Annotated in this window: 2 protein-coding genes; both read left to right on the forward strand. The window is 68.4% G+C overall.

Annotated elements, in window-relative coordinates; all coding sequences use genetic code 11:
• Positions 1 to 1,495, forward strand: a 1,495-nt coding sequence (locus G5C65_RS34455) for an outer membrane protein assembly factor BamB family protein (RefSeq protein WP_165302997.1), incomplete at its 5' end; no start/stop codon positions are given.
• A gap of 707 nt (positions 1,496 to 2,202) precedes the next feature.
• Positions 2,203 to 2,889: a helix-turn-helix transcriptional regulator gene (locus G5C65_RS34460; RefSeq protein WP_165302998.1), complete on the forward strand. Its 687-nt coding sequence runs from the start codon at positions 2,203 to 2,205 to the stop codon at positions 2,887 to 2,889.
• Positions 2,890 to 3,071 lie beyond the last annotated feature (182 nt).

Genomic DNA, 3,071 nt, shown 5'->3' on the forward strand with positions numbered 1-3,071 from the left:
GCCCGGCCCGTACGGCCCGTACGGGGCGACGGGCCAGCAGCAGCCCCCCATGTACCCGGCTCCCGGCGCCCCTGGCGGCGGGGGCGGCAAGAACAACAAGATGATCGCGATCGTCGCGGCGGCCGTCGCCGCGGTGCTGGTCGCGGGGGCCGGCGTCTTCTTCCTGACCAGGGACGACGACGGGGACGACAAGAAGGACGAGTCGAAGGGCAACAACTCCCAGGGCTCCCAGGGCTCCCAGCGCGGCGGCGCCGACCCCAAGCCCACGAGCACCAAGGGCGACGAGCTGTTCAGCATCGACGACCCCGAGGTCAAGGACTACACCAAGGTGCCGGGCGCGTGGGCGACCGACAAGGTGTTCGCCAAGACCGGCCTGAAGGAACTGCTGGTGGTGGACCTGAAGACCAACCAGCAGAAGAAGCCCGTCAAGCTCCGCGGCGAGGTCTGCGGCGCCTCGAACGGGATGACGAAGCGGCACGAGGTGGGGCTGGTGGTGCGGGAGACCGTCTCCAGCAAGGCATCCTGCAACCACATGGTCGTGGTCAACATCGAGACCGGCAAGATCGTCATGGACGAGAAGATGCCGAACGCCGAGCGCGAGTCGTCCAACGAGAACGTGGCGATCAGCGGAGACACCGTGGCGTCCGCCTGGACTGGCGGTTCGGCCGCCTACGACATCCCGTCGGGCAAGGAGCTGTGGTCGGCCAAGCCGAGCAACTGCCGCGACGAGGGGTACGCGGGCGGCAAGCACCTCTACGCGGTCACCCGGTGCGGCACCGACTACGACAAGCCGCAGTACACCGTCCAGCGGCTCGACCCGAAGAACAAGGGCAAGGCCACCTGGAAGTTCAAGGTCCCCAAGGGCGTCAAGAGCATCAACATTGCCTCCACGGACCCCCTGGTCCTGGCGGTCGGCACCAGCAGCAGGTCATCCTCGGTCTCCGACTTGATGACGGTCGGTGAGGACAAGGCGCTGAAGGCCAGGATCCCGCTCGACAAGAAGTACGTCTCGCCCTGCTACTACCAGGGTGTCGACTCGTGCTACAACATCGCCGTGGGCCCCGACACCGTCTATCTGGCCACCAAGGAGCACAGCGGCCAGGCCGACTACGGGCGGACCAACGAGATCATGGCGCTCGACTTCAACTCCGGGAACGCCAAGTGGAAGGCGGAGGCGGGAGAGAAGCGCAGCTTCATCCCGCTCCGTATGCAGGGGACGAACCTCATCGCGTACAAGCTGCCGGACTACCAGGGCGGTGGCGAGGTCGTCAGCATCGAGCCGGGCAAGGGCAAGCAGACCCGGCTGCTGCAGCTGCCCGCCTCCCGCCAGGGCTCCGGCGAGCAGGCGTTCAACATCAGTTCGAGCAGCCTGCGGATGCCGCTGCTCTGGGAGCACAACCGGCTCTTCCTGCACAAGGCGAACCTCCTCAAGAAGCGCGACTCCGGCTACACCAGCCCCTTCAGCAAGCTGGCGGCCGGTTTCGGAGCGGAGTGAGCTGTGCGCGTATAGTCTTCATCCGCATGATCGTCGGACACATGTTTGCTCTTCGGACTGGGGATACGGATATGCGGGCAGGGAACAGAGCTCTCGCGTCGGCAAGTGCTGCTGCGGCAGTGGCCCTCGGGGCCGTGTTCGCTTCAGCGGGTACGGCGCAGGCGGTCGTGGGCGGTAGTGCCGAGGTTCGGGGGGCGTACGGACACGTCGCGATGACATTTGCGTCCGACACGCAAGTCGTTCCCATCGCCCTGGAGGCCAAGGACACCGCGAGGGATGGCCAGCACGCACGGGCTCGTATCCAGGTTAAGTCGTCCCGGTTCGGAACCAGCTACTCGAAATGGACCAAGGCGGTCGGATCCGGGGCCACGAACTACCGGGACTTTTCTGTGACGAGGAGCGGCGTCGTGTACTCCGTTCAGCTCCAGGTGTGCCGGTTCAACGGCTCCGCCCTCAAGGCGTGCGAGTGGTCGAAGAGGTTCTATAACCCGCATACGAACTGACGCTCCCGTCATGTTCACTCGCTTCGTCCGGACTTCGCGGGCGGACCTCTGGCGTGACCCCTCCGACGGTGAGGATCACGCCGTCCTGGGGGGATTTCCCCTCGTAATGGGCGCGGAACGGCGGGTGAGCGTGTAGCTTCCGGGGAACAGGAGAGGGGTCGGGCCTGGGGGGTGCCGATTCTTCGGGACTGTGGGGGGAGCTCTATGAGCGTGCGGCTCATGGTGGTCGACGACCACCGCCTGCTCGCCGAGGCCCTGGCCTCGGCCCTGAAACTCCGCGGCCACCGGGTGCTCGCCGCGGCGGCGCCCAGCGCGGGCGCGGCCGAGCTGGTGATAAACCGGGCCCCGGAGGTGTGTCTGCTGGGGACGGCGACGCCAGCGGAGCCCGGTGTCTTCGACCCGGTGCTCCGGATCAAGCGGGAGAAACCGCAGATCGCCGTGGTGGTCCTGGGCCCGGTGCCCAGCCCGCGCGGTATCGCCTCCGCCTTCGCCGCGGGCGCGTCCGGATATGTCCGGCACGACGAGCGCATCGAGGGGGTGGAGCGCGCCATGGTCAAGGCGCGGGCCGGGGAGTCGGCCGTGGCCCCGCAGCTGCTGCAGCAGTCCTTCACCGAGCTGCTCAACCCCGCGGCCGAGCCGGACGACGAGGGGGCGCGGCTGCTGCAGATGCTGACGCCGCGCGAGGTCGAGGTCCTGGTGCGGGTCGCGGAGGGGGAGGACACCCGGCTGATCGCGGCGGGGATGGGGATCGCGCCGAGCACGGCCCGTACGCATGTGCAGCGGGTGCTGATGAAGCTCGGGGTCGGCTCGCGGCTGGAGGCGGCGGCGCTCGCGGCCCGTACCGGCTTGCTGGAGCGCGCCGCCTCCGGCTCCGGGGCGGCCCGCGAGTGAGTCAGGCGCGTGGGCGAGGGGGTGCGCTCAGGTATCGCGCGCCCCCTCGCCGCGGGGCTACCGGGATCATTCGCAGTGCTCCGTCCTTCAGGGCGGGGGTGAAGCGAATCTTCAGCCCGCTCTTACCTCGGCTGTGGGCACGGATCTGCCCTGGTGACCCGCGCCCACGGCGATGGTCAGGC

This window comes from Streptomyces boncukensis, assembly GCF_011045075.1.
Classification (GTDB): domain Bacteria; phylum Actinomycetota; class Actinomycetes; order Streptomycetales; family Streptomycetaceae; genus Streptomyces; species Streptomyces boncukensis.